The 21412-nt window shown below is 68.1% G+C and carries 20 protein-coding genes; 4 read left to right on the plus strand and 16 right to left on the minus strand.

Annotated features, from left to right (window positions below):
- Positions 1 to 27: 27 nt before the first annotated feature.
- Genes nuoN through OG241_RS22770 form a run of 14 tightly spaced genes read right to left on the minus strand, consistent with a single transcriptional unit; the run spans position 28 to position 15970 of the window.
- A complete protein-coding gene (nuoN, locus tag OG241_RS22705) occupies positions 28 to 1677 on the minus strand; it encodes an NADH-quinone oxidoreductase subunit NuoN (protein WP_405817336.1) in 1650 nt (549 codons plus the stop codon).
- Positions 1674 to 3245 (minus strand): NADH-quinone oxidoreductase subunit M, encoded by a 1572-nt coding sequence (locus OG241_RS22710; protein WP_405817337.1) that lies wholly within the window; start codon positions 3243 to 3245, stop codon positions 1674 to 1676. The genes nuoN and OG241_RS22710 overlap by 4 nt, the downstream gene beginning before the upstream one ends.
- 5 nt (positions 3246 to 3250) lie before the next feature.
- On the minus strand, positions 3251 to 5152 hold the full coding sequence (gene nuoL, locus OG241_RS22715; protein WP_405817338.1) for an NADH-quinone oxidoreductase subunit L: 1902 nt from the start codon (positions 5150 to 5152) through the stop codon (positions 3251 to 3253).
- A 14-nt stretch (positions 5153 to 5166) separates the two neighbouring features.
- Positions 5167 to 5466: an NADH-quinone oxidoreductase subunit NuoK gene (gene nuoK / locus OG241_RS22720; protein ID WP_006382214.1), complete on the minus strand. Its 300-nt coding sequence runs from the start codon at positions 5464 to 5466 to the stop codon at positions 5167 to 5169.
- The gene (locus OG241_RS22725; protein WP_405817339.1) at positions 5463 to 6305 is read right to left on the minus strand and encodes an NADH-quinone oxidoreductase subunit J; all 843 of its coding nucleotides are present in this window, start codon (positions 6303 to 6305) and stop codon (positions 5463 to 5465) included. Before OG241_RS22725 ends, nuoK begins: the two co-directional genes overlap by 4 nt.
- On the minus strand, positions 6302 to 6913 hold the full coding sequence (gene nuoI, locus OG241_RS22730) for an NADH-quinone oxidoreductase subunit NuoI (protein WP_405817340.1): 612 nt from the start codon (positions 6911 to 6913) through the stop codon (positions 6302 to 6304). Before nuoI ends, OG241_RS22725 begins: the two co-directional genes overlap by 4 nt.
- A complete protein-coding gene (gene nuoH / locus OG241_RS22735; protein WP_405817341.1) occupies positions 6906 to 8270 on the minus strand; it encodes an NADH-quinone oxidoreductase subunit NuoH in 1365 nt (454 codons plus the stop codon). Before nuoH ends, nuoI begins: the two co-directional genes overlap by 8 nt.
- A complete protein-coding gene (locus OG241_RS22740; protein ID WP_405817342.1) occupies positions 8267 to 10771 on the minus strand; it encodes an NADH-quinone oxidoreductase subunit G in 2505 nt (834 codons plus the stop codon). Before OG241_RS22740 ends, nuoH begins: the two co-directional genes overlap by 4 nt.
- Complete coding sequence (gene nuoF, locus OG241_RS22745) at positions 10768 to 12114, minus strand: NADH-quinone oxidoreductase subunit NuoF (protein ID WP_405817343.1); 1347 nt, start codon at positions 12112 to 12114, stop codon at positions 10768 to 10770. Before nuoF ends, OG241_RS22740 begins: the two co-directional genes overlap by 4 nt.
- The gene (gene nuoE / locus OG241_RS22750; protein WP_405826374.1) at positions 12114 to 12935 is read right to left on the minus strand and encodes an NADH-quinone oxidoreductase subunit NuoE; all 822 of its coding nucleotides are present in this window, start codon (positions 12933 to 12935) and stop codon (positions 12114 to 12116) included. Before nuoE ends, nuoF begins: the two co-directional genes overlap by 1 nt.
- Before the next feature lie 29 nt (positions 12936 to 12964).
- Entirely contained in the window at positions 12965 to 14287 is a 1323-nt protein-coding gene (locus OG241_RS22755; protein WP_405817344.1) for an NADH-quinone oxidoreductase subunit D, read from the minus strand.
- Positions 14284 to 15045: an NADH-quinone oxidoreductase subunit C gene (locus OG241_RS22760; RefSeq protein WP_405817345.1), complete on the minus strand. Its 762-nt coding sequence runs from the start codon at positions 15043 to 15045 to the stop codon at positions 14284 to 14286. Before OG241_RS22760 ends, OG241_RS22755 begins: the two co-directional genes overlap by 4 nt.
- Positions 15042 to 15596 (minus strand): NADH-quinone oxidoreductase subunit B family protein, encoded by a 555-nt coding sequence (locus OG241_RS22765; RefSeq protein WP_006382209.1) that lies wholly within the window; start codon positions 15594 to 15596, stop codon positions 15042 to 15044. Before OG241_RS22765 ends, OG241_RS22760 begins: the two co-directional genes overlap by 4 nt.
- Positions 15597 to 15610: 14 nt before the next feature.
- Positions 15611 to 15970, minus strand: a complete 360-nt coding sequence (locus OG241_RS22770) for an NADH-quinone oxidoreductase subunit A (protein WP_257566486.1) — start codon at positions 15968 to 15970, stop codon at positions 15611 to 15613.
- Between the two features lie 723 nt (positions 15971 to 16693).
- Between OG241_RS22770 and OG241_RS22775 the strand changes: the two genes are divergently transcribed.
- On the plus strand, positions 16694 to 17548 hold the full coding sequence (locus tag OG241_RS22775; protein ID WP_405817346.1) for a C40 family peptidase: 855 nt from the start codon (positions 16694 to 16696) through the stop codon (positions 17546 to 17548).
- A gap of 147 nt (positions 17549 to 17695) precedes the next feature.
- Entirely contained in the window at positions 17696 to 18331 is a 636-nt protein-coding gene (gene def / locus OG241_RS22780) for a peptide deformylase (RefSeq protein WP_405817347.1), read from the plus strand.
- 15 nt (positions 18332 to 18346) lie between these two features.
- Here the strand turns inward: def and OG241_RS22785 are convergent, their stop codons facing one another.
- Entirely contained in the window at positions 18347 to 19630 is a 1284-nt protein-coding gene (locus OG241_RS22785) for a geranylgeranyl reductase family protein (protein ID WP_405817348.1), read from the minus strand.
- Positions 19631 to 19729: 99 nt separating this feature from the next.
- Here OG241_RS22785 and OG241_RS22790 point away from each other — a divergent pair, with 99 nt between their 5' ends.
- The gene (locus OG241_RS22790) at positions 19730 to 20236 is read left to right on the plus strand and encodes a GNAT family N-acetyltransferase (RefSeq protein WP_405817349.1); all 507 of its coding nucleotides are present in this window, start codon (positions 19730 to 19732) and stop codon (positions 20234 to 20236) included.
- Positions 20237 to 20369: 133 nt separating this feature from the next.
- Entirely contained in the window at positions 20370 to 20681 is a 312-nt protein-coding gene (locus OG241_RS22795) for a PASTA domain-containing protein (RefSeq protein ID WP_405817350.1), read from the plus strand.
- 24 nt (positions 20682 to 20705) lie between these two features.
- Here the strand turns inward: OG241_RS22795 and OG241_RS22800 are convergent, their stop codons facing one another.
- A complete protein-coding gene (locus OG241_RS22800) occupies positions 20706 to 21401 on the minus strand; it encodes a demethylmenaquinone methyltransferase (protein WP_405817351.1) in 696 nt (231 codons plus the stop codon).
- Positions 21402 to 21412: the final 11 nt, after the last annotated feature.

The raw sequence follows: 21412 nt of genomic DNA on the forward strand, positions 1-21412 counted from the left end.
CCCGGCGCAATCCGTGAAATCCGCTGGTCAGCGCACGAAGACGCCCGCCTGGTTCGCCAGGTCGAGGAAGTACTGCGGCGCCACACCCAGCACCACGGTGACCGCCACCCCCACCGCGATCGCCGTCATGGTCAACGGCGAGGGCACGGCGACGGTGGGTCCGTCGGCCTGCGGCTCGCTGAAGAACATCAGCACGATCACCCGGATGTAGAAGAACGCGGCGATCGCCGACGAGATCACACCGACCACGACCAGCGCTCCCGCCCCGCCCTCGGCCGCCGCCTTGAACACGGCGAACTTCCCGGCGAAACCGGAGGTCAGCGGAATGCCGGCGAAGGCCAGCAGGAACACCGCGAACACCGCGGCCACCAGCGGCGAACGGCGTCCGAGCCCCGCCCACTTGGACAGGTGGGTCGCCTCGCCCCCGGCGTCCCGCACCAGGGTGACCACGGCGAACGCCCCGATCGTCACGAACGAGTACGCGCCCAGATAGAACAGGACGGACGAGACCCCGTCCGGTGTCATGGCAATGACACCGGCGAGGATGAACCCCGCGTGCGCGATGGAGGAGTACGCGAGCAGCCGCTTGATGTCGGTCTGGGTGATCGCGACGATCGCGCCGCCCAGCATGGTGACGACCGCGACGCCCATCATGACCGGCCGCCAGTCCCAGCGCAGGCCCGGCAGCACGACGTAGAGCAGCCGCAGCAGCGCGCCGAACGCCGCCACCTTCGTCGCCGCCGCCATGAAACCCGTCACCGGGGTGGGCGCGCCCTGGTAGACGTCCGGCGTCCACATGTGGAACGGGACGGCGCCGACCTTGAAGAGCAGACCCATGACGATCATCGCGGCGCCGATGAGCAGCAGCACGTCGTTGCCCATGGTGTCGGCGAGTGCCGGGTCGACGTTCTTGATGGTGCCGTCGACGACCTGGGCGATCGTCCCGTACGACACCGAGCCCGCGTAGCCGTACAGCAGTGCGATGCCGAACAGGGTGAACGCGGAGGCGAAGGCGCCGAGCAGGAAGTACTTGACCGCGGCCTCCTGCGACATGAGCCGCTTGCGGCGGGCCAGGGCGCACAGCAGGTACAGCGGCAGCGAGAAGATCTCCAGGGCCACGAACAGGGTCAGCAGGTCGTTGGCCGAGGGGAAGATCAGCATGCCGCCGACCGCGAACAGCAGCAGCGGGAACACCTCGGTGGTGGTGAACCCCGCCTTCACCGCGGCCTTCTCGCTGTCGCTGCCCGGTACGGACGCGGCCTGCGCGGCGAACGAGTCGACGCGGTTGCCGTGCGCCTCGGGGTCGAGCCGCCGTTCGGCGAAGGTGAACAGCCCGACCAGTCCCGCAAGCAGGATCGTGCCCTGCAGGAACAGTGCGGGCCCGTCGACGGCGATCGCGCCCATGGCCGCGATGCCGGCCTTGGTGGTGCCGTAGCCGCTCGTCGCGAGCCCCACGACCGCGGCGAACGCGGCGACAAGAGCGACGACGGACACGAACAGCTGTACGTAGTAGCGGGATTTGCGGGGCACGAACGCCTCGACCAGGATCCCGACGACCGCCGCACCGATGACGATCAGGGTGGGCGACAATTGCCCGTATTCGATCTTCGGCGCGTCGATCTTGGAGATCGGGTCGGCCGCCGTTGTCCACAGGCTGTGGACGGCTGATGCGCTCACTTGGCCGCCTCCACCTCGGGCTGGGGGTCCTTCTTCTGGACGTCGGACATGGTCTGCTTGACCGCCGGGTTGACGATGTCGGTCAAGGGCTTCGGATAGACGCCCAGGAAGATCAGCAGCACGATCAGCGGTGTCACCACCACGAGTTCACGCACCCTGAGGTCCGGCATCTCGGCGACCTCCGCCTTCACCGGGCCCGTCATCGTCCGCTGGTAGAGGACGAGGGTGTAGAGCGCGGCGAGGACGATGCCGAAGGTGGCGATGATGCCGACCACCGGGTAGCGCGCGAACGTGCCCACCAGGACCAGGAACTCGCTCACGAAGGGCGCGAGGCCCGGAAGCGACAGGGTCGCGAGCCCGCCGATCAGGAACGTGCCGGCGAGCACCGGGGCGACCTTCTGGACGCCTCCGTAGTCGGCGATGAGCCGTGAGCCGCGCCGCGAGATCAGGAAGCCGGCCACCAGCATCAGCGCGGCCGTCGAGATCCCGTGGTTGACCATGTACAGCGTCGCGCCCGACTGGCCCTGGCTGGTCATCGCGAAGATGCCCAGGATGATGAACCCGAAGTGCGAGATCGACGCGTACGCGACCAGCCGCTTGATGTCCCGCTGCCCGACGGCGAGCAGCGCCCCGTAGATGATGCTGATCAGCGCCAGTACGAGGATGACGGGCGTCGCCCACTTCGACGCCTCCGGGAACAGCTGGAGGCAGAAGCGGAGCATCGCGAAGGTGCCCACCTTGTCGACGACCGCCGTGATCAGCACGGCGACCGGTGTGGTGGCCTCCCCCATGGCGTTGGGCAGCCAGGTGTGCAGCGGCCACAGGGGCGCCTTCACCGCGAAGGCGAAGAAGAAGCCCAGGAACAGCCAGCGTTCGGTGTTCGTCGCCATGTCCAGCGAACCGTTGGCCCGCGCCGCGGCGATCTCCGAGAGCGAGAAGCTCCCCGCCACCACATAGAGGCCGATCACGGCCGCCAGCATGATCAGGCCGCCGACGAGGTTGTAGAGGAGGAACTTCACCGCCGCGTACGAGCGTTGCGTGGACGCCGTTTCCTCGCCGTGCTCGTGGGCACGGTCGCCGAAGCCGCCGATGAGGAAGTACATCGGGATGAGCATGGCTTCGAAGAAGATGTAGAAGAGGAAGACGTCGGTGGCCTCGAAGGAGATGATCACCATCGCCTCGACGGCCAGGATCAGCGCGAAGAAGCCCTGGGTGGGCCGCCACCGCGTGTTCCCGGTCTCCAGGGGGTCGGCGTCGTGCCAGCCGGCCAGGATCACGAACGGGATCAGCAGTGCGGTGAGCGCGATGAGCGCCACGGCGATGCCGTCCACGCCCAGTTCGTACTGCACCCCGAAGTCCTTGATCCAGGCGCGGGATTCGGTGAGCTGGTAGCGGTCACCGCCCGGGTCGAAGCGCACCAGGACGATCGCGGCGAGCGCCAGAGTGGCGAGCGAGACCAGCAGCGCGAGCCACTTGGCGGCGTTACGCCGCGCGGCCGGCACGGCCGCCGTGGCGATCGCTCCGAGGGCCGGGAGCGCCGCCGTCGCTGTCAGGAGGGGAAAGGACATCGGTATCAGACCGCCCTCATCAGCAGGGTCGCGGCGATGAGGATCGCCGCACCGCCGAACATCGAGACCGCGTACGAGCGCGCGTAGCCGTTCTGCAGCTTGCGGAGCCGTCCGGAGAGGCCGCCCATGGAGGCCGCCGTACCGTTGACGACCCCGTCGACCAGGGTGTGGTCGACGTACACCAGGGAGCGGGTGAGGTGCTCCCCGCCGCGCACGAGGACGACGTGGTTGAAGTCGTCCTGGAGGAGGTCGCGGCGGGCGGCCCGGGTGAGCAGCGATCCGCGCGGGGCGACGACCGGGACCGGACGGCGCCCGTACTGGAGGTACGCGACGCCGACGCCGATGACGAGCACGACCATGGTGGACAGCGTGACCGTGAGGGCGCTGACCGGCGGATTTCCGTGCGAGTGCTCGGTGACTGGCTCCAGCCAGTTCAGGAAGCGGTCGCCGATGCTGAAGAACCCGCCCGCGAAGACCGACCCGAAGGCCAGCACGATCATGGGGATCGTCATGGACTTCGGGGACTCGTGCGGGTGCGGCTCGTTGCCGTTCTCGTCGGGCTGCCAGCGCTTCTCGCCGAAGAACGTCATCAGCATCACGCGCGTCATGTAGAACGCGGTGATGGCCGCGCCCAGCAGAGCCACACTGCCCAGGATCCAGCCCTCGACGCCGCCCTTGGCGAACGCCGCCTCGATGATCTTGTCCTTGGAGAAGAAGCCGGACAGACCCGGGAAGCCGATGATGGCGAGGTAGCCGAGACCGAAGGTCACGAAGGTCACGGGCATGTGCTTGCGGAGGCCGCCGTACTTGCGCATGTCGACCTCGTCGTTCATCCCGTGCATGACCGAGCCGGCACCGAGGAACAGTCCGGCCTTGAAGAAGCCGTGGGTCACCAGGTGCATGATCGCGAAGACGTAGCCGATGGGCCCGAGACCGGACGCGAGGATCATGTAGCCGATCTGCGACATGGTCGAGCCGGCCAGCGCCTTCTTGATGTCGTCCTTCGCGCAACCGACGATCGCACCGAAGAGGAGCGTGACGGCGCCGACCACGGTGACCACCAACTGGGCGTCGGGCGCCGCGTTGAAGATCTCCCCGGAGCGGACGATCAGGTACACACCGGCGGTCACCATCGTCGCCGCGTGGATGAGGGCCGAGACCGGGGTCGGGCCCTCCATCGCGTCCCCGAGCCAGGACTGCAGCGGCACCTGGGCGGACTTGCCGCAGGCCGCGAGCAGCAGCATCAGCGCGATGGCGGTGAGCTTGCCCTCGCCCGTCTCGCCGGTGGCTTCGAAAACCGGTCCGAAGGCGAAGGTCCCGAAGGTGGTGAACATCAGCATGATGGCGATCGACAGGCCCATGTCACCGACGCGGTTGACCAGGAAGGCCTTCTTCGCGGCGGTCGCGGCGCTGGGCTTGTGCTGCCAGAAACCGATCAGGAGGTACGAGGCGAGGCCGACGCCCTCCCAGCCGACGTACAGCAGGAGGTAGTTGTCGGCGAGGACGAGCAGCAGCATCGCCGCGAGGAACAGGTTCAGATAGCCGAAGAAGCGGCGGCGCCGCTCGTCGTGCTCCATGTACCCGATCGAGTACACGTGGATCAGCGAGCCGACGCCGGTGATCAGCAGGACGAACGTCATCGACAGCTGGTCGAGCTGGAAGGCGACGTCGGCCTGGAAGCCCTCGACGGGGACCCAGCTGAACAGGTGCTGCATCAGGGCGCGGTGCTCGGCGTCCTTGCCCAGCATGTCGGCGAAGAGGATCACGCCGATCACGAAGGAGCAGGCGGCGAGGGCCGTGCCGATCCAGTGGCCGACGGCGTCCAGCCGCCGGCCACCGCACAGCAGTACGGCCGCTCCGAGCAGAGGCGCCGCCACCAGCAGCGCAATCAGATTCTCAGCGTTCACGGTTCAGCGACCCCTTACAGCTTCATCAGGCTGGCGTCGTCGACCGAGGCCGAGTGGCGGGAACGGAACAGCGACACGATGATCGCGAGCCCGACGACGACCTCCGCGGCGGCGACGACCATCGTGAAGAAGGCGATGACCTGGCCGTCGAGATTGCCGTGCATCCGGGAGAAGGTGACGAACGCGAGGTTGCAGGCGTTGAGCATCAGCTCGACGCACATGAAGACGACGATCGCGTTGCGCCTGATCAGGACGCCGGTGGCGCCGATCGTGAACAACAGGGCGGCGAGATAGAGGTAGTTGACCGGGTTCACTTGGACGCCTCCCCACTGCTCGAGCGACCGTTCGAGCCGACGTTGGTGCGCTCCAGACGGTCCTCGGCGCGCTGTTCAAGGGCCTTGAGGTCATTGATGGCCTCGGCGGACACATCGCGGATCTGGCCGCGCTGACGCAGCGTCTGCATGACCGACAGCTCGGCCGGGGTGCCGTCGGGCAGCAGGCCCGCGACATCCACCGCGTTGTGCCGGGCGTACACACCGGGGGCGGGCAGCGGCGGCAGGTGCTTGCCTTCCCGCACACGCTGTTCGGCCATCTCGCGCTGGGTCTTGGCGCGCTCGGTGCGCTCGCGGTGCGTGAGCACCATGGCGCCGACGGCGGCCGTGATCAGCAGGGCGCCGGTGATCTCGAAGGCGAACACGTACTTCGTGAAGATGAGGGCGGCCAGGCCCTCCACGTTGCCGTTCGCGTTCGCCTGACCGAGACCGGTGAACTCCTTCAGGGAGGCGTTTCCGACGCCCGCGACCAGCAGGACGCCGAAGCCGAGCCCGCACACCAGGGCCAGCCAGCGCTGCCCCTTGATGGTCTCCTTGAGGGAGTCCGCGGCGGTGACACCGACGAGCATGACCACGAAGAGGAACAGCATCATGATCGCGCCGGTGTAGACGACGATCTGGACGACGCCCAGGAAGTAGGCGCCGTTGGCCAGGTAGAACACCGCCAGGATGATCATGGTTCCGGCGAGACAGAGCGCGCTGTGCACGGCCCTCTTCATGAAGACGGTGCACAGGGCTCCGGCCACCGCGACGGTGCCCAGCACCCAGAATTGCAACGCCTCACCCGTGGAGGTGGAGTAGGCGGCGAGCTGCGCGCTCATGCCTCCACCCCCTCTTCCTCGGGCCTCTCGCCCTTGGAGACGGCGACCTGGCGGACCGTGCCGGGTGCTGCCTCGGTGACCAGCCCCCGGTAGTAGTCCTGCTCGTCGGTGCCGGGGAAGATCGAGTGGGGCGAGTCGACCATGCCCTCGTCCAGTCCGGCGAGCAGCTGTTCCTTGGTGTAGATGAGGTTGGCGCGGCTGCTGTCGGCCAGCTCGAACTCGTTTGTCATCGTCAACGCGCGCGTGGGGCACGCCTCGATGCACAGCCCGCACAGGATGCAGCGGGCGTAGTTGATCTGGTAGACCGCGCCGTACCGCTCGCCCGGCGAGTAGCGCTCCTCGTCGGTGTTGTCGGCGCCCTCCACATAGATGGCGTCCGCGGGGCAGGCCCAGGCGCACAGTTCGCAGCCGATGCACTTCTCCAGGCCGTCCGGATGGCGGTTGAGCTGGTGCCGTCCGTGGAACCGGGGAGCGGTGGTCTTCTGCTGCTCGGGGTACTGCTCGGTCAGCCGCTTCTTGAACATGGCCTTGAAGGTCACGCCGAAGCCGGCCACGGGGTTCTGGAAGCCGGGCTTCGACTGCCCGGTCTCCTTAGGCTCCTCAGCCATCGGACGCCTCCTTTCCATCCAGAGATCCGTCACTGCCAGTATCCGGTCCACCACTGACAATCAACTCGCGCTCCCGGCGCGGACGCCTGCGCGGCACCGCCGGCGCCTCCTGTCCCGGCAGTGGCGGTACGGGGAATCCGCCCGCCATCGGGTCGAACACGACGGGTTCGGCGGCTGCCGTCTGCTGCGCCTTGCCCCTGTCGCGGAAGATGTCGGCCACGAACGAGAGCAGGAGCAGGGCGAGGACGCCGCCGCCCACGTAGAGGGCGATGTCGGCGAAGTCGTAGTTCTCGTTGCGCAGGGTCCGTACGGTCGCGACCAGCATCAGCCAGACCAGCGAAACCGGGATGAGGACCTTCCAGCCGAGCTTCATCAGCTGGTCGTAGCGGACACGCGGGAGCGTGCCGCGCAGCCAGATGAAGAAGAACAGCAGCAGCTGCACCTTGATGACGAACCAGGCCATCGGCCACCAGCCGTGGTTGGCGCCCTCCCAGAAGGTGCTGATGGGCCAGGGAGCCCTCCAGCCGCCCAGGAAGAGCGTCACCGACACGGCCGAGACGGTCACCATGTTGACGTACTCGGCGAGCATGAACAGCGCGAACTTGATGGACGAGTACTCGGTGTTGAAGCCGCCGACCAGGTCGCCCTCGGACTCCGGCATGTCGAAGGGGGCGCGGTTGGTCTCGCCGATCATCGTCACGATGTAGATGAGGAAGGACACCGGCAGCAGAACGACGTACCAGCGGTCGTGCTGCTGTTCGACGATGGTCGAGGTCGACATCGACCCCGAGTAGAGGAACACCGAGGCGAAGGCGGCGCCCATCGCGATCTCGTACGAGATCATCTGGGCGCAGGACCGCAGACCGCCCAGCAGAGGGTAGGTGGACCCGGAGCTCCAGCCCGCCAGCACGATGCCGTAGATGCCCACCGACGCGACCGCGAGGATGTAGAGCATCGCGATCGGCAGGTCGGTGAGCTGCATCGTCGTACGGGTGCCGAAGATCGAGACCTCGTTGCCGGCCGGCCCGAAGGGGATCACCGCGATGGCCATGAAGGCCGGGATGGCCGCGATGACCGGCGCGAGGATGTACACCACCTTGTCCGCGCGCTTGACGATCAGGTCTTCCTTGAGCATCAGTTTGACGCCGTCGGCGAGCGACTGGAGCATCCCCCAGGGGCCGTGCCTGTTGGGGCCGACGCGCAACTGCATCCAGGCGACGACCTTGCGTTCCCACACGATGGAGAACAGCACGGTGATCATCAGGAAGGCGAAGCAGAAGACCGCCTTGACGACGACCAGCCACCAGGGGTCGGTGCCGAACATGGAGAGGTCTTCAGCGGCGAGGTACGGGCTCATGCCTCCACCTCCTTGGGTGCGTCGGAGGCGAGGGTCGCCGGGCCGATGCGGACGAGTGCGCCGGGCAGCGCCCCGGTGTCGGAGGCGACGCCGCCTCCGGTGGAGTTCAACGGCAGCCAGACCACGCGGTCGGGCATCTCGGTGACCAGGAGGGGGAGTTCGACCGTCCCGGCGGTACCGGTCACGGCCAGCAGATCGCCGTCCTTGACCCCCGCTTCGGCGGCCGTGGCGACCGACACGCGCGCGTGTGCGGCGTGCCGCGTCCCGGCGAGGGCGTCGTCGCCCTCCTGGAGGCGCCCCTGGTCGAGCAGCAGGCGGTGCCCGGCGAGCACGGCTTCCCCGGCGGCCGGACGCGGCAACTGGGCGCCGATCTCCAGCGGGTTGCCGGCCCGCGTCCCGTCCCAGACCCCGAGCCGGTCGAGTTCCAGTCGCGCGGTGCGCAGATCCGGCAGGCCCAGGTGTACGTCCATGGCGTCGGCCAGCATCTGGAGCACGCGGGCGTCGGACGGCACCAGGCGCCGGGTCATCTGGTCGGGCTTGAGCGCGGCCTCGAAGGGGCGGCCCCGGCCCTCCCAGTTGAGGAAGGTGCCCGCCTTCTCGGCGACCGCGGCGACCGGGAGTACGACATCCGCGTGCTCGGTGACCTCGCTGGGCCGCAGTTCCAGCGACACCAGGAAGCCCACTTCGTGAAGGGCGTCACGCGCGCGTGCCGGATCGGGCAGGTCGGCGACCTCCACGCCGGCGACCACCAGGGCCCGCAGCTCGCCTCCGGCGGCGGCCTCGACGATCTGACCGGTGTCGCGGCCGAAGCGGTGGGGAAGCTCGGCCACACCCCAGGCGACGGCGACCTCGTCCCGCGCGCGCGGGTCGGTCGCCGGACGTCCGCCCGGCAGCAGCGACGGCAGCGCGCCGGCCTCGACGGCACCGCGCTCCCCGGCCCGGCGCGGGATCCACACCAGCTGGGCGCCGGTCGTGGAAGCGGCCCGTACGGCGGCGGTGAGCCCGCCCGCCACTGCGGCAAGCCGTTCACCGACGACGATCACGGCGCCCTCGGTGCGCAGCGCCTCGGCGGCCCTCGTCCCGCTCTCCTCCAGCCCGAACCCGCTTCCGAGCGCGTCCAGCCACTCGGTCTCGGTGCCGGGGGCGGCGGGCAGCAGCGTGCCGCCGGCCTTCCTCAGGCCACGGGTCGCGTGCGTGGCGAGCGAGAAGACCTGCTGTCCGTGTCCCCGCCAGGCCTTGCGCAGCCGCAGGAAGACGCCGGGTGCCTCCTCCTCGGACTCGAACCCGACCAGCAGGACCGCGGGCGCCTTCTCCAGGGAGGTGTACGTGACACCCGTACCGTCGAGGTCGCGTCCGCGTCCGCCGACCCTGGCGGCCAGGAAGTCGGCCTCCTCGGCGCTGTGCACGCGCGCGCGGAAGTCGATGTCGTTGGTGTCGAGGGCCACGCGCGCGAACTTGCTGTACGCGTAGGCGTCCTCGACGGTGAGCCGGCCGCCGGTGAGAACGCCCGTACGGCTGCGGGCCGCGAGGAGTCCCTGTGCCGCCGCTTCCAGCGCCTCGGGCCAGGAGGCGGGCTCCAGGACGCCGTCGGCATTGCGTACCAGGGGCGTCTGGAGCCGGTCCGGCCTCTGCGCGTACCGGAAGCCGAAGCGTCCCTTGTCGCAGAGCCACTCCTCGTTGACCTCGGCGTCGGGTGCGGCCAGGCGCCGCATGACCTTGCCGCGCCGGTGGTCGGTGCGGGTCGCGCAGCCGCCGGAGCAGTGCTCGCACACCGAGGGTGAGGAGACGAGGTCGAAGGGGCGGGAGCGGAAGCGATACGCCGCCGAGGTCAGCGCGCCGACCGGGCAGATCTGGATCGTGTTCCCGGAGAAGTACGACTCGAAGGGGTCGCCCTCACCGGTGCCGACCTGCTGGAGGGCGCCGCGCTCGATCAGCTCGATCATCGGGTCGCCGGCGATCTGGTTGGAGAAGCGGGTGCAGCGGGCACACAGCACGCACCGCTCGCGGTCGAGCAGCACCTGCGTGGAGATCGGTACCGGCTTCTCGTAGGTCCGCTTCTTGCCTTCGAAGCGGGACTCCGACTGGCCGTGGGACATGGCCTGGTTCTGCAGGGGGCACTCGCCGCCCTTGTCGCAGACCGGGCAGTCGAGCGGGTGGTTGATGAGGAGCAGCTCCATCACCCCGTGCTGGGCCTTTTCGGCCACAGGTGAGGTGAGGTGAGTCTTGACGACCATCCCGTCCGTACAGGTGATCGTGCAGGACGCCATGGGCTTGCGCTGACCCTCGACCTCGACGATGCACTGGCGGCACGCGCCGGCCGGGTCGAGGAGGGGGTGGTCGCAGAAGCGCGGGATCTCGATGCCGAGTTGTTCGGCGGCGCGGATCACCAGGGTGCCCTTGGGCACGCTGATGTCGATGCCGTCGATCTTCAGCGAGACGAGATCTTCCGGCGGGACCGCCGCGTCGCCCCCTCCGGAGGGGGCGCTCGTGGTCACCGTCATGCGTTCACCTCCGTGCGGTCGGCCCAGGCCGTGGACTTGGCCGGGTCGAAGGGGCAGCCCCGGCCCGTGATGTGGTCCTCGTACTCCTCGCGGAAGTACTTGAGGGAGGAGAAGATCGGCGAGGCGGCGCCGTCGCCGAGGGCGCAGAAGGACTTGCCGTTGATGTTGTCGGCGATGTCGTTCAGCTTGTCGAGGTCGGACATGACGCCCTTGCCCGCCTCGATGTCGCGCAGCAACTGCACGAGCCAGTACGTTCCTTCACGGCAGGGCGTGCACTTGCCGCAGGACTCGTGGGCGTAGAACTCGGTCCAGCGGGTGACCGCCCGGACGACACAGGTGGTCTCGTCGAAGCACTGGAGTGCTTTTGTGCCGAGCATGGAACCCGCGGCGCCCACTCCTTCGTAGTCAAGAGGGACGTCGAGGTGCTCGTCGGTGAACATCGGTGTCGAGGAGCCACCCGGTGTCCAGAACTTCAGCCGGTGGCCGGAGCGCATCCCGCCGCTCATGTCGAGGAGTTGGCGGAGCGTGATGCCGAGCGGGGCCTCGTACTGGCCCGGATTGGTGACATGGCCGCTGAGCGAGTAGAGCGTGAAGCCCGGGGACTTCTCGCTCCCCATCGAGCGGAACCATTCTTTGCCCTTTTGCAGAATCGCGGGAACTGACGCGATCGACTCGACGTTATTTACAACAGTTGGGCACGCATAGAGCCCTGCGACAGCAGGAAAGGGGGGACGGAGCCGCGGTTGACCCCGGCGGCCTTCGAGCGAGTCGAGCAGTGCGGTCTCTTCACCACAGATGTACGCGCCCGCGCCCGCGTGCACGGTGAGTTCGAGGTCGAGTCCGCTGCCGAGTGCGTCCTTGCCGAGGTAGCCCGCCGCATAGGCCTCACGTACGGCCTCGTGCAACCGCCGCAGCACTGGTACGACTTCACCGCGCAGATAGATGAAGGCATGCGAAGACCTGATGGCATAACACGCGATCACAATGCCCTCGATGAGGCTATGCGGGTTCGCGAAGAGGAGCGGGATGTCCTTACAGGTTCCCGGCTCCGATTCGTCGGCGTTGACAACTAGATAGTGTGGCTTTCCATCACCCTGAGGAATGAACTGCCATTTCATTCCCGTAGGGAATCCCGCACCGCCGCGACCGCGCAGACCGGACTCCTTGACGTACGCGATGAGGTCGTCCGGGGTCATCGCGAGGGCCTTGCGGAGTCCCTCGTACCCTTCGTGCCTCCGGTAGACGTCGAGGCTCCAGGACCGGTCCTCGTCCCAGAAGGCCGACAGCACGGGTGCGAGCAGCTTCTCCGGGCTGGTCTCGTTGATTGCAGGTGCCATTGTCATCACTCCCCCTCCTCGGTGACGGGCCCCGCCGGGTGGGAGGGGTCGGACGCCGCCGTGTCCTGCGGCGCGTCGTGCGAACTGAGGTGCTCGGCGGCGGAGGACGAGGCCTGCGGTGACGTGTCCCTGGAGTCGCCGCCCCTGGGGTGCACCACTCGCGCGGGGCTCTCGCCCTTGGCCAGCCGGAGCCCGGTCAGCGAGGCGGGACCCGCGCTGCCGCTCGCCTCGACGGCTCCGTCCCGGGTGTCGGGGAAGCCCGCCAGGATGCGGGCGGTGTCCTTGAACGTGCACAGGGGGGCACCGCGCGTGGGTTCGACCTCCACGCCCGCGCGCAGGTCGTCGACGAGGCGCTTGGCACTGGCCGGCGTCTGGTTGTCGAAGAACTCCCAGTTGACCATCACGACGGGTGCGAAGTCGCAGGCCGCGTTGCACTCGATGTGCTCCAGAGTGACCTTGCCGTCCTCGGTCGTCCCGCCGTTGGCGACACCGAGGTGCTCCTGGAGGGTCTCGAAGATGGCGTCGCCGCCCAGCACCGCGCACAGGGTGTTGGTGCAGACGCCCACCTGGTAGTCGCCGGAGGGGCCCCGGCGGTACATGGAGTAGAAGGTGGCGACCGCGGTGACCTCGGCCGTGGTCAGGCCCAGCATGTCCGCGCAGAACCGCATCCCGGTGCGTGTGACATGGCCCTCCTCCGACTGCACGAGATGCAGCAACGGCAGGAGGGCGGACCGGGAGTCCGGGTAGCGGGCGATGACCTCGCGGGAGTCCGCTTCGAGTCGGGCTCGAACATCGTCCGGGTAGTCGGGCGCGGGCAGTTGGGGCATGCCCAGGCTGACGCCCTCGGGGGTGGTGGTCACCGGTCGACGCCTCCCATCACGGGGTCGATGGACGCGACAGCGACGATGACGTCGGCGACCTGGCCGCCCTCGCACATCGCCGCCATGGCCTGCAGATTGGTGAAGGACGGGTCCCGGAAGTGGACCCGGAAGGGGCGGGTGCCTCCGTCGGAAACGGCGTGCACCCCGAGTTCGCCCTTGGGTGACTCGACAGCCGCGTACGCCTGTCCCGGCGGGACGCGGAACCCCTCGGTCACCAGCTTGAAGTGGTGAATCAGGGCCTCCATGGAGGTGCCCATGATGTTCTTGATGTGGTCCAGGGAGTTGCCCAGTCCGTCCGGTCCCAGGGCGAGCTGGGCAGGCCAGGCGATCTTCTTGTCGGTGACCATGACCGGGCCGGGCTGCAGCCGGTCCAGGCACTGCTCGACGATCCTGAGCGACTGGCGCATCTCCTCCAGGCGGATCAGGAAGCGGCCGTAGGAGTCGCAGGAGTCGGCGGTGGGGACGTCGAAGTCGAACGTCTCGTAGCCGCAGTAGGGCTGGGACTTGCGCAGGTCGTGCGGGAGGCCGGTGGAGCGCAGGATCGGGCCGGTGGCGCCGAGGGCCATGCAGCCGGCCAGGTCGAGGTGACCGACGTTCTGCATACGGGCCTTGAAGATGGGGTTCCCGGTGGCGAGCTTGTCGTATTCGGGGAGGTTCTTCCGCATCTTCTTCACGAACTCGCGGATGTGGTCCACCGCGCCGGGCGGCAGGTCCTGGGCGAGTCCGCCGGGCCGGATGTACGCGTGGTTCATCCGCAGGCCCGTGATGAGCTCGTAGATGTCGAGAATCATTTCACGATCACGGAATCCGTAGATCATGATCGTGGTGGCGCCGAGTTCCATCCCGCCGGTGGCGATGCACACGAGGTGCGAGGACAGCCGGTTGAGCTCCATGAGGAGCACGCGGATGAGGGTGGCGCGGTCGGGGATCTGGTCCTCGATGCCGAGGAGCTTCTCGACGGCGAGACAGTAGGCGGTCTCGTTGAAGAAGGACGTCAGGTAATCCATGCGCGTGACGAAGGTCGTGCCCTGCGTCCACGTGCGGAACTCGAGGTTCTTCTCGATACCGGTGTGCAGATAGCCGATGCCGCAGCGGGCCTCGGTGACCGTCTCTCCGTCGATCTCCAGGATGAGGCGGAGCACTCCGTGGGTGGAGGGGTGCTGCGGACCCATGTTGACGACGATGCGTTCGTCGTCGGCACGGGCCGCGGACTGGACGACCTCGTCCCAGTCGCCACCGGTGACCGTGTATACGGCGCCCTCGGTGGTGTCGCGCGGAGTTGCGTGCTGCGTGCTCATGAGTACGACCTCCGCTGGTCCGGAGCCGGGATCTGGGCGCCCTTGTACTCGACGGGGATGCCGCCGAGGGGGTAGTCCTTGCGCTGCGGATGGCCCGGCCAGTCGTCCGGCATCATGATCCGCGTGAGGGCCGGGTGGCCGTCGAAGATGATCCCGAAGAAGTCGTACGTCTCGCGTTCGTGCCAGTCGTTCGTCGGATAGACGGAGACCAGCGACGGGACGTGCGGGTCGCTGTCCGGGGCGCTGACTTCGAGGCGGATCAGCCTGTTGTGGGTGATCGAGCGCAGGTGGTAGACGGCGTGCAGCTCACGGCCCTTGTCGTGCGGGTAGTGGACTCCGCTCACGCCCGTGCAGAGTTCGAAGCGCAGGGCGGGGTCGTCGCGCAGGGTCTGGGCGACGCTGAGCAGGTACGCGCGTTCGACGTGGAACGTCAGCTCGTCACGGTCGACGACCGTCTTCTCGATCACGTTCTCGGGGACCAGTCCCTGTTCCTCCAGGGCGCCCTCGAGTTCGTCGGCGACCTCGTCGAACCAGCCGCCGTACGGCCTCGCCGAGTCGCCCGGGAGCCGGACGGAGCGGACCAGGCCGCCGTAACCGGAGGTGTCGCCACCGTTGTTGGCGCCGAACATGCCGCGCTGGACGCGGATCTCCTCGCCGCCGTCGCCGCGCTGGCCGGGGAGGTTGGACGCGGCGAGGTCCTTCTCGGGGTTGACCCCCTCGGCCGGCCTGTCCGCTCCGGTGCCGTTCGCGTCGCTCATCGCAGCAGCCCCTTCATCTCGATCGTGGGCAGTGCCTTGAGCGCGGCCTCCTCCGCCTCGCGGGCCGCTTCCTCGGCGTTCACCCCGAGCTTGGAGCTCTGGATCTTCTGGTGCAGCTTGAGGATCGCGTCGATCAGCATTTCGGGCCGTGGCGGGCAACCGGGCAGATAGATGTCGACCGGCACGATGTGGTCGACGCCCTGCACGATGGCGTAGTTGTTGAACATGCCGCCCGACGAGGCGCAGACCCCCATGGAGATCACCCACTTGGGGTTGGGCATCTGGTCGTAGACCTGCCGCAGCACCGGGGCCATCTTCTGGCTGACCCGGCCGGCCACGATCATCAGGTCCGCCTGGCGGGGTGAGCCGCGGAAGACCTCCATGCCGAAGCGCGCCAGGTCGTAGCGGCCCGCGCCGGTGGTCATCATCTCGATGGCGCAGCAGGCGAGTCCGAACGTGGCGGGGAAGACGGACGCCTTGCGCACCCAGCCCGCGGCCTGCTCGACGGTGGTCAGCAGGAATCCGCTCGGCAGTTTTTCTTCGAGTCCCATGTCTTAGAGGCCCCTCAGTCCCATTCCAGGCCGCCGCGCCGCCATACGTACGCGTACGCCACGAAGACGGTGAGCACGAAGAGCAACATCTCCACGAGCCCGAAAACACCCAGGGCGTCGAAGGTGACGGCCCAGGGGTAGAGGAAGACGATCTCGATGTCGAAGACGATGAAGAGCATCGCCGTCAGGTAGTACTTGATGGGGAATCGCCCACCGCCGACCGGCGTGGGTGTCGGCTCGATCCCGCATTCATAAGCTTCGAGTTTGGCCCGGTTGTACCGCTTCGGGCCGATGAGCGAAGCCATGATCACGGAGAAGATCGCAAAGCCTGCCCCGAGGGCTCCCAGTACGAGGATGGGCGCATACGCGTTCACCGCTCCTCGCTCCTCTCAGTCGGCACTGACTGCTGGCGATTGCTTGGGGCCGGTGCCGCCTCGTCCGCCCTGCGAACCCCGCCCGTCCCGGCGAAGATCGAGAACATGTGAAGCAGGTCACAAGCCCAACTGCCCCGCATCCTATGCCCGGGGGTCTGTGATCTGCGACACGGGGTATTGCCGAACCTTTGTGATCTCCACCACCTGACGAAGGATCATGAAGTCGGATGAGCGGTGATCTTCACACGCGAAGCGTCCACGCGATCACCAGAGGTGACATTTTCCCCGGTTACCGCTGGTCAGAGGTGGCGTCTCCATATCAAGAGACTTCCCCTGCATGCAAATTGGCGGTGGACAGGAGCGCTTGATAGTGGAGCGCGTTCACACCCGCGAGGGGAAGAAGTGGTGAATGTGGACGCCTGTCCGTGCGTGCACGCGTTCACGAGCGGCCGTGATCGGCGGTTCCCCCGCGAGACGCACCCCGACCGGTGACCGTTCCGTGACCTCCACCACACCTGTGAAGGCCTGTGAAGATCGGGGGTTGGCCACGGACCGCAACCGATGGTAAGCAGCGGGCAATTCGGGCGTACCAACGAAAGTGCATGATCACAGGCATGATCACCTGTGTCCGCAATGCCCGTTACGGCGTCAATAAAGAGTGACAGTCCGGGAATTTGGGGGCTCGATTGAACAACTGTGGCGCAGCACACGTTTCTTGAAGGTATGGAGGAGTCGCTGGTACCGCTAGTACCCATGTCCCACACCGCTACCGCTCACATACGAAGCCACCGGAAACCCCGGCGTGCCGGCACCTCGTCGCTGGCGATGCGCGCCGGAGTCGCCGGTGGCGTTCTCAGCACCCTGGCAGTGGCGGGTGCGTCCAGTGCGGCGAACGCCGCCGAACCTGTGACGCAGACACTCGAACTGCCCACCCTCACGGCCGACCTGGCTACTCAGATCGCCGAGTCCGCGGACGCCACGCAGCAGGCCGCCGCGAACTACGAGCTCGAGGCGGAGCGTGACGCCGCGGCCTCCAAGGCCGCCCAGGAGGCCCGTAAGGACCTCGCGGAGGCGAAGCAGAAGGCGGAGGCCAAGGAGAAGGCGGAGGCCGCTCGCAAGGCCGCTGCGGAGGCTGCTGTCTCCCGCTCTGCCGAGCGCACGACCCTGGCCGCCTCGGGTTCGACCTCGAGCTCTCAGACGTCGCAGGTGGCCGCCCCCGCGAGTGGCAGCGTCGCGACCGTCATCGCCTTCCTCAACGCGCAGCTGGGCGACGCCTACGTCCTGGGCGCCACGGGACCCAACGCGTGGGACTGCTCCTCCCTGGTCCAGGCCGCGTTCAAGCAGGTCGGCGTGGATCTCCCCCGGGTCTCGCAGGACCAGTCGATGCAGGGCACCGAGGTCTCGCTGTCGAACATCCAGGTCGGCGACATCCTGTACTGGGGTGCGAAGGGTTCGGCGTACCACGTCGGGGTGTACGTGGGGAACGGCCAGTACCTGGACGCGGCCAACCCGTCCAAGGGCGTCGTCGTCCAGGACCTCTCGGGATACCCGGCGTCGGGCGCGGTGCGCGTTCTCTGAGCGGACCGTCGAGGATTCACGGGATTCACGGGTGAGGGTCGCTGCCGCTGGTGGGCAGCGGCCCTTCTCCGTCCCCTGAGGGGGTGGCTGTGTGAGGCTGAGGCCTCGGTGCTTTCAGCACTCCGCACAGCAGAAGGAGAGACAGCGATGCCTCGTGTCTTCGTACAGGGCAGGCCCGTCGACTCGTATCCGCGGCTCACGCCCGAGGCGCAGCGTGGGAGCGTACGGCGCATCACCGAAGTGGGCGAAGAGGTCCTGCACAAGCCGTGCCGGGACGTGACCGAGTTCGGGCCCGAACTCGCCGCGCTCATCGACGACATGTTCCTGACCATGTACGTGGCCGACGGAGCCGGGCTCGCGGCGAACCAGGTCGGCGTCGGTCTGCGGCTGTTCGTTTACGACTGCTCGGACGACGACGGTGTCCGGCATGTCGGGCACATCGTCAACCCGGTGCTCGATCCGCTCGACGCGGGCGACCGGCGCCTCCTCGACGAGGGCGAGGGCTGTCTGTCCGTGCCGGGGGCCGTGATGGACGTACCGCGTCCGGATCGTGCCGCCGTGCGCGGGCTCGACCAGGACGGGAAACCTCTTGTCGTCGACGGGACCGGGTACTTCGCCCGGTGTCTGGAGCACGAGACGGACCACGTGAACGGACGCGTGTATCTGGACCGGCTCTCCAAGCGGGAGCGGAAGGACGCGCTGCGGCAGGTGGCGGCCCGTCGCGACGAAGTGTTCGCGCGACGGGCCGCCAAGCAGGAGACCCTCAGCTCCCGCAGTTCCTGACAGGGCCGCTGCCCTTCACGCCTTCGGGGCCACCTTGCTCAGGCCGTTGATGATCCGGTCCATCGCGTCGCCGCCTGTCGGGTCGGTCAGGTTGGCCAGCATCTTCAGGGTGAACTTCATCAACAGGGGGTGGGTCAGGCCGCGTTCGGCCGCGATCTTCATGACCTTCGGGTTGCCGATGAGCTTCACGAAGGCGCGGCCCAGCGTGTAGTAGCCGCCGTAGGTGTCCTTGAGCACGCGCGGGTAGCGCTGGAGCGCGATCTCCCGCTGGGCCGGTGTGGCCCGCGCGTGGGCCTGGACGATGACGTCGGCGGCGATCTGGCCGGACTCCATGGCGTAGGCGATGCCCTCGCCGTTGAAGGGGTTCACCAGGCCGCCGGCGTCGCCGACGAGCAGCAGGCCCTTCGTGTAGTGGGGCTGCCGGTTGAAGGCCATGGGAAGGGCGGCGCCGCGGATCGGGCCGGTCATGTTGTCGGGGGTGTAGCCCCAGTCCTCCGGCATCGACGCGCACCAGGCCTTCAGCACCTCGCGCCAGTCCAGCTCCTTGAAGGCGTCCGAGGTGTTGAGGACGCCGAGGCCGACGTTGGACGTGCCGTCGCCCATGCCGAAGATCCAGCCGTAGCCCGGGAGCAGGCGGTCCTGGGCCCCTCGCCGGTCCCAGAGTTCCAGCCAGGACTCCAGGTAGTCGTCCTCGTGGCGCGGAGAGGTGAAGTACGTACGGACCGCGACGCCCATCGGGCGGTCCTCTCGGCGGTGCAGCCCCATCGCCAGGGACAGGCGGGTGGAGTTGCCGTCGGCCGCGACCACCAGCGGCGCGTGGAAGGTGACCTCGCGCTTGTCCTCACCGAGTTTCGCGTGCACGCCGGTGATACGGCCGGTGCGGTCGTCGGTGATCGGGGCGCCGACGTTGCAGCGTTCGTACAGGCGCGCGCCCGCCTTCTGGGCCTGGCGGGCGAGCTGTTCGTCGAAGTCGTCGCGCTTGCGGACGAGGCCGTAGTCCGGGAAGGAGGCGAGTTCCGGCCAGTCGAGCTGGAGGCGGACACCGCCGCCGATGATGCGGAGGCCCTTGTTCCGCAGCCAGCCGGCCTCCTCGGAGATGTCGATGCCCATCGCGACGAGCTGCTTGGTCGCCCGCGGCGTGAGGCCGTCGCCGCACACCTTCTCGCGCGGGAAGCTGGTCTTTTCCAGCAGCAGTACGTCGAGTCCGGCCTTCGCCAGGTAGTACGCGGTCGTGGAACCGGCTGGTCCGGCCCCGACGACGATCACATCGGCGGTGTTTTCGGAGAGGGGCTCGGTCACGACGGGTTCTCCCCAAGACTCTCAAATCTGCGTGCCGACCGGCACTGGACATGGGCAGTCTATTCAGCAGTACTGATCACCCGGCTGAAGGGCTGCCCCGTGAACCGAGCGCTCCCCGTAGTACGCCTCCGTGTTCCCACCGACGAGGACGCCTTCGCGTGGCATCGGGTCTTCGACGACCCCGATGTCATGGAGTTCCACGGGGGCAGGTCGGCGGAACTGTCCGTCTACGAGGAACTCACCGCCCGCCAGCGCCGGCACGACGCCGAGTACGGGTTCTGCTTCTGGACCATGCTCGACGAGTCGGACCAGGTCATCGGCTTCACGGGCGCCCAGCCGTGGCCGCAGGACTGGGGTCCCAAGGGGGAGATCGAGATCGGCTGGCGGCTCGGACGGGCCTACTGGGGGCAGGGGTACGCGACCGCCGCGGCCGGGTTGACGCTGGACAGGGTGCGTTCGGCGGGCGTGTCCAGCGTGGTCGCGATGGTCCTCTCCCGCAACGTGCGGTCCATCGCGGTCACCCGACGGCTGGGCATGCGGCTCACGGACGTCTTCACGACGCCGACGCTGGAGCAGGAGGGGCACTGCTACCGGCTTGATCTGTGATCGCCATCGGTTGCAGAGGGTAGTTATTCGGCGCTGAAAATCACTCAACGCTTCCGGACGGTACGCGGCCGGGGTTACCCTGCCCGTACCGCTGGGGGTGACGTCTGTGCGCACAACACCCAACACACCCGACGTGCGTGTGCCGAAGCTAGTCGGCCTCATGGCCATGGACGCGCGCGAGAGGGCAAGGGCTCACGGGGTGCTGCTCGCCGCGCCCGACCGGCCCGAATTCCATCTCACCGTCGTCGACTACGTCGTACGGCAGTATCCGCCGCCCGGTGTCGAGATACCGCGCGGCGCCTTCGTCACCGTGTGGTTCGACTTCGGGGACGGGGAGGGCGGCGGTGGCGCGGGGGTGCGTGAGCCACGGTTGCCGAAGCCGCCAAGGGGCGGGCTGGAGCGCGAACTGGACCGGCCCCGGGACGCGTTCGAGGTGATCGGATGACCGGCGGGGAGAGAACCTCGACGGTTACGGCTGTTTGAAGCCGCGGTGCAGGGCCACGACGCCGCCCGTGAGGTTGCGCCAGGCGGTCTTCGACCAGCCCGCGTCGCGCAGCAGTTCGGCCAGGGCCGGCTGGTCGGGCCAGGCGCGGATGGACTCGGCGAGGTAGACGTACGCGCCGGGGTTCGAGGAGACCGCGCGGGCGACCGGGGGCAGGGCGCGCATCAGGTACTCCGTGTACACCGTGCGGAAGGGTGCCCAGGTCGGGTGCGAGAACTCGCAGATCACGACCCGTCCGCCGGGGCGCGTGACCCGGTACAGCTCGCGCAGCGCCGCGCCGGTGTCCTGGACGTTGCGCAGCCCGAAGGAGATCGTCACCGCGTCGAAGGTGTCGTCCTTGAAGGGCAGCCGGGTGGCGTCGCCCGCCGTGAAGGGCAGCCAGGGGTTGTTCCGCTTGCCGACCCTGAGCATGCCGAGGGAGAAGTCGCAGGGGACGACGTACGCGCCCGTGCGGGCGAAGGGGAGGGAGGACGTGGCCGTACCGGCGGCCAGGTCGAGGATCTTCTGCGCCGGGCGGGCGTCGACCGCCTTCGCGACCTCCTTGCGCCACACTCGGTCCTGACCGAGCGAGAGCACGTCGTTCGTGAGGTCGTACCGTTCCGCCACGTCGTCGAACATCGAGGCGACTTCGTGCGGCTGCTTGTTCAGGGATGCGCGGGTCACGTGCCCATTGT

It is taken from the genome of Streptomyces sp. NBC_01390 (genome assembly GCF_045040105.1).
Lineage (GTDB): Bacteria > Actinomycetota > Actinomycetes > Streptomycetales > Streptomycetaceae > Streptomyces.